This is a genomic window from Azohydromonas sp., assembly GCF_035325925.1.
Taxonomy (GTDB): Bacteria; Pseudomonadota; Gammaproteobacteria; order Burkholderiales; family Burkholderiaceae_C; genus Calidifontimicrobium.
The window spans coordinates 1-4,616 of sequence record NZ_DAOKZA010000101.1 but is presented as its reverse complement, the minus strand read 5'-3'; the positions used below and the strand labels follow the sequence as shown (position 1 = coordinate 4,616).

The 4,616-nt window shown below is 72.7% G+C and carries 7 protein-coding genes; 4 read left to right on the top strand and 3 right to left on the bottom strand.

All coding sequences use genetic code 11. The features are described from left to right. Positions 1 to 356: aminotransferase class I/II-fold pyridoxal phosphate-dependent enzyme (locus PKC53_RS18715; protein WP_324431398.1), on the top strand; the 356-nt coding region annotated here is incomplete at its 5' end. Here PKC53_RS18715 and PKC53_RS18710 read toward each other — a convergent pair. Further along, the gene (locus tag PKC53_RS18710; protein WP_324431396.1) at positions 357 to 1,283 is read right to left on the bottom strand and encodes a LysR family transcriptional regulator; all 927 of its coding nucleotides are present in this window, start codon (positions 1,281 to 1,283) and stop codon (positions 357 to 359) included. It abuts the gene before it with no gap. 121 nt (positions 1,284 to 1,404) lie between these two features. Between PKC53_RS18710 and PKC53_RS18705 the strand changes: the two genes are divergently transcribed. Continuing rightward, the gene (locus tag PKC53_RS18705; protein ID WP_324431394.1) at positions 1,405 to 1,635 is read left to right on the top strand and encodes a hypothetical protein; all 231 of its coding nucleotides are present in this window, start codon (positions 1,405 to 1,407) and stop codon (positions 1,633 to 1,635) included. 20 nt (positions 1,636 to 1,655) lie between these two features. Beyond that, positions 1,656 to 1,901: a hypothetical protein gene (locus PKC53_RS18700; RefSeq protein WP_324431392.1), complete on the top strand. Its 246-nt coding sequence runs from the start codon at positions 1,656 to 1,658 to the stop codon at positions 1,899 to 1,901. Between the two features lie 48 nt (positions 1,902 to 1,949). On the opposite strand, the gene PKC53_RS18695 is transcribed toward PKC53_RS18700, so the two are convergent. Together PKC53_RS18695 and PKC53_RS18690 are read right to left on the bottom strand one after the other, a co-directional pair. Continuing rightward, positions 1,950 to 2,714 (bottom strand): glucose 1-dehydrogenase, encoded by a 765-nt coding sequence (locus tag PKC53_RS18695; protein WP_324431390.1) that lies wholly within the window; start codon positions 2,712 to 2,714, stop codon positions 1,950 to 1,952. Between the two features lie 32 nt (positions 2,715 to 2,746). Continuing rightward, positions 2,747 to 3,304 (bottom strand): DUF2799 domain-containing protein, encoded by a 558-nt coding sequence (locus PKC53_RS18690; protein WP_324431388.1) that lies wholly within the window; start codon positions 3,302 to 3,304, stop codon positions 2,747 to 2,749. 126 nt (positions 3,305 to 3,430) lie between these two features. On the opposite strand from PKC53_RS18690, the gene PKC53_RS18685 reads away from it, so the two are divergent. Further along, a complete protein-coding gene (locus tag PKC53_RS18685) occupies positions 3,431 to 4,393 on the top strand; it encodes an ABC transporter permease (RefSeq protein WP_324431387.1) in 963 nt (320 codons plus the stop codon). Positions 4,394 to 4,616 lie beyond the last annotated feature (223 nt).

The window sequence follows — 4,616 nt, the reverse complement described above, 5'->3', positions numbered from 1 at the left end:
GCAACTACTCGAGCCCACCGATCCACGGCGGGCAGATCGTCGCCGAGGTGCTGACCGACCCGGCGCTGCGCGCGCGCTGGGAGGCCGAACTCGGCGCGATGCGCGAACGCATCGCCGCGATGCGCCGCGCGCTGCACGGCGTGGTCAGCGCGAAGGTGCCGGGGCGCGACTTCGGCTACTTCCTCAGCCAGCGCGGCATGTTCAGCTACACCGGCCTGAGTGCGGCGCAGGTGGACCGGCTGCGCGACGAGTTCGCCGTGTACCTGATCCGCTCGGGGCGCATCTGCATCGCCGGGCTCAACGACGGCAACGTCGAGCGCACCGCACAGGCGATGGCCGCAGTGCTCGCCGGCTGATCAGGCCTGCGCGGCGTCGACAACCAGCCGGCGCAGCCAGGCGTGGGCAGCGTCGTCGTCGCGGCGCAGGTGCCACACCATCTCGACCTGCACGCGCGGCAGCGCGAACGGCAGCGGCACCGTGAGCAGCGCGTCCGCCATGCCGGTGGCGTCGACGAACCCGGCCGGCAGCACGGTCAGCAGGTCGGAGCCGCACACCACGCGACCGGCGACGAAGAACTGGTTGACCGTCAGCACGATGCGCCGCTGGCGGCCGAGCGCCGACAGCGCCTCGTCGACGAACCCGCGGGGCCGCCCCGAGAAGCTCACCAGCAGGTGGTGTGCGGCGCAGAACGCGTCGAGCGTCAGCGCCCGCCCGGCCAGCGGGTGGCCACGGCGCATCACGCAGACGTATTCGGTCTCGTGCAGCCGGCGGTGGCGCAACGCGCCTTGCGCCCCGGCGGCCTGGATCGCGGTGATCGCCTGCGGGAAGTAGCCCACCGCGAGGTCCGCGTCGCCGCGCTCGATCAGCGCCCGCGGGTCGCGTGTCGACAGCGGAAGGACGCGCAAGTTGGCGAGCGCTTGCATCCGTTCGATCGTTTGCACCATCGGGGGCATCAGCCGCGCCGCGGTGGCGTCGACCATCGCCAGCCGGAACGTTGCCGCGTCGCGATCGGGCCGGTAGGCCTCGGGCGCCAGTGCCCCGCGCAACGCGGCGAGCGCCGTGCGCACCTGCGGCCACACCGCTTCGGCGCGCGGGGTCGGCGTCATCCCGGCGGCGCCGCGCACGAACAACGGTTCGCCGACCGCGGCGTGCAGCCGCTTCAGCGCATGGCTGACCGCCGGCTGCGTCATTGCCAGCGACTGTGCCGCGCGTGTCAGGCTGCCGTCGGTCATCACCGCGTCGAAGACGCGCAGCAGGTTCAGGTCGAAGGTGCGGAAGTTCATCACCGACAACATTCTCGATGTTTATATCCAACATCCAGAACATTCATTTGTCTTCTGTAAGTGGATACCCTAAGCTATCGACGCTCAGAAATCAATGTCATTTGACTGAAACGAGGTCCGGATGTCCGCCCATTTCGCCACCCTTCCCGCCGCTCCGGCACGCCGCACCCGCGGCGGCGCCATGGGGTGGCGCGGTGTCTGGCAGCGCCTTCGGCGTGCGCTGCTCGCGCAGGGCGAACGCCGCGCTCAGGCGGCGCTTCGGCGCATCGCCGTGATCCGGATCGACGGCGGTCCCTTGCCGACGCGGGCACGGGCGGACGGCCCGGACACCACGCACCGCACCCCGAACTGATCGTACCGAGAGGAAGCACCATGTCGACCATCACCATCGTCACCCCGGCTCTGGCACCCGTGGACGCGCCGCGCGGCGCGCGCTGGGCATCCGAGATCGTCGTGCGCCTGTGGCGCGCCATCTCGCGCGCGTTCGCGACGCCGCCGACGGCAGCCGATGTCGCGGGACTGCGCCGCTACGCGGCCAGCCTGCAGCCCAACGACCCGCGCTTTGCTGCCGACCTGTTCGCCGCCGCCGACCGGCACGAGCGCGAGATCGGCGCCTGACTCCGCGCCGCCACGCAGGGCACGGGCGCAACTGGGCGCCGGGCGCGCTCAGATGCAGCGCCCGCCGTCGACCTCCATCGCGACGCCGGTGATCATCGACGCCTCGTCGCTGCACAGGAAGCAGGCCGCGTTGCCGAGGTCCTCGGGCGTCGAGAAGCGCCCGATCGGGATCGTCGACAGGAACTTCGCACGCATCTCGGGCGTGTCCTCGCCCATGAAGGTGGCCAGCATCGGCGTCTCGCCGGCCACCGGGTTCAGCGCGACGACGCGGACGCCCGCGGACGCGAGTTCGACCGCCATCGCGCGCGTCGCGGCGATCACCCAGCCCTTGCTGGCGTTGTACCAGGCCAGACGCGGGCGCGGGCTCACGCCGGCGGTGCTGGCCATGTTCAGGATCACGCCGCGGATGCCGTGCGCCCCCGGCGCCTGCGCCTTGAAGTACGGCACCACCTCGCGCGCCGTGAAGTAGATCGCCTTCATGTTGACCGCGGCGATGCGGTCGAACTCGTCCTCGGCCAGCGTCTCGAGCGGCTGCGGCCGGTGGCCGACGCCGGCGTTGTTGACGACGATGTCCAGCCGCCCGAAGTGGCCGACGGCGGCGGCGACCATCGTGCGCACGTCGGCCGCGACGCCGACATCGACGCGCAGCGCGCGCGCCGCCGGCCCCAGCGACGCGGCGACGTCGAGCGCCGCGTCGAGGTTCAGGTCGGCCACCAGCACCTGCGCGCCCTCGGCGACGAACTTGCGCGCGATGCCGGCGCCGAAGCCTGACGCGCCGCCGGTGACGATCGCGACCTTGCCTTGCAGTCTCATCGGTGTCTCCTCGATGGGGGGCGCCGCACGGCTCACACGCCGAGCTGCAGCCGCGTGCGCTCGAGCGCGGCGTTGGCGTCGACGCGGTCGGCGATCGCGCGCTCGCGTTGTCGCTGCAGGCTGCGCACCTCGGCGCGCAGCGCGGCGCGACGGTCGTCGGCGAGCTTCCTGTTCGTCAGCAGCTCGCGCTCGCGCCAGTCGATCTGACCGTCGAGGTCGGCGACCTGCTGCCTCGCGTCGGCATAGCGCCGCGCCGCCTGGTACAGCGTGGCGAAGCGCGGGTCGGCACACACACCCTCGTACGCGTGCCGCCTGAGCGCCTGCTCGAGCGCGTTCGGCAAGCGACAGTAGTCGTCGAGGCCGCGGATGCGCCCGGCCTCCCACGCGGCCGCGTCGGGACGCACGCCGACCGCGGCGCAGGCGTCGCGGTGCCGCTCCAGGCGCGACGGGCCGAAGCCGTCGCGACCGTCCTCGACGCCTTGCCGATGCCAGTCGATGCCCGCGCAGCGTTCGGGCGCGATCGTCTGGCATCCGCCGGCCAGCAGCGCCACCGCCATCGGCGCCCATCGCGCCCAGCCACCGTGTCTCATGGGCGGCAAGCGTAGCCGATCGGCCCGCCGCCGGCCGCCGGCCGCCACGGGCGTTGAGGCATCATCGCCGCCCACGGTCGCTGCCGCCCCCGACGCCCGATCGCAGCGACCGCAGGGTCGTCCGTCGTGAACCTGTTCCTGCTCAAGCGCTTTGTCACCTTCCTCGCGACGCTGGCCGCCGCGTCGGTCATCGTGTTCGCGGTGCTCGAGCTGCTGCCGGGCAACGCCGCGCAGGTGATCCTCGGCGACACCGCGACGCCCGAGTCGCTGGCCGCGCTCGAGAAGAAGCTCGGGCTCGACCGCCCGCCGCTGGAGCGTTACCTCGAGTGGGTCGGCGGCTGGCTGCGCGGCGACAGCGCGACGAGCCACAGCTACGACGTGCCGGTCGCCGAGTTGGTCGTCGAGCGGCTGCAGGTCAGCGTGCCGCTGGCGCTGCTGGCGATGGCGCTGACCACCGTCGTCGCGCTGGCGCTCGGCGTGTACGCGGCGGCACGGCAGAACCGGCCCGGCGACGTCGGCGTGATGGCGCTCAGCCAGGTCGGGCTCGCGGTGCCCAACTTCTGGCTCGCGATCCTGCTGATCCTGCTGTTCGCGGTGCAGCTGCAGTGGGTGTCGGCCGGCGGCTTTCCGGGCTGGCGCGAGGACGACGGCGGCGGGCTGTGGCCGGCGTTGCAGGCGCTGATCCTGCCGGCGATCGCGCTCGCCGCGGTGCAGGCGGCGATCCTGGCGCGCGTCACGCGTTCGGCGGTGCTCGAGACGATGCGCGAGGACTACGTGCGCACCGCGCGCGCCAAGGGGCTGTCGCGACGCCAGGTGCTGTGGGGCCACGTGCTGCGCAACGCGATGATCCCGGTGCTGACGATCATGGGGCTGCAGTTCGGCAACCTGATCACCGGCGCGATCGTGGTCGAGAACGTGTTCGTGCTGCCGGGCATCGGCCGGCTGGTGTTCCAGGCCATCGCCAACCGCGACCTGGTCGTCGTGCGCGACGTCGTGATGCTGCTCGCCGCGACGGTGGTGGCGATCAACTTCGTCGTCGACCTGCTGTACGCCGTCGTCGACCCGCGGCTGAAGCCGGGTGACGCGTGACATGACGCCCCCCCGAAGCGCCTTCGGCGCCTCCCCCCCAGGGGGGCGCCGCCAGCGGACCGGCGCAGCCGGATCCGCGGCGGCCGCTTGCCCACCCCTGCGTGCTGGCCGGCCTCGCGCTTCACTTCGGCCATGACCTTGTCCGCCAGCCGATTCGCGCGCCGCGCCGCGCGCCACCCGAGCTTCGTCGCCGGCGCGCTGCTGTGCGCGCTGCTCATCGGCA

Coding starts and splice junctions, on each gene's coding strand:
- PKC53_RS18690 (WP_324431388.1), bottom strand. CDS start 3,304: ATGAGACACGGTGGCTGGGCGCGATGGGCGCCGATGGCGGTGGCGCTG.
- PKC53_RS18710 (WP_324431396.1), bottom strand. CDS start 1,283: ATGAACTTCCGCACCTTCGACCTGAACCTGCTGCGCGTCTTCGACGCG.
- PKC53_RS18700 (WP_324431392.1), top strand. CDS start 1,656: ATGTCGACCATCACCATCGTCACCCCGGCTCTGGCACCCGTGGACGCG.
- PKC53_RS18695 (WP_324431390.1), bottom strand. CDS start 2,714: ATGAGACTGCAAGGCAAGGTCGCGATCGTCACCGGCGGCGCGTCAGGC.
- PKC53_RS18705 (WP_324431394.1), top strand. CDS start 1,405: ATGTCCGCCCATTTCGCCACCCTTCCCGCCGCTCCGGCACGCCGCACC.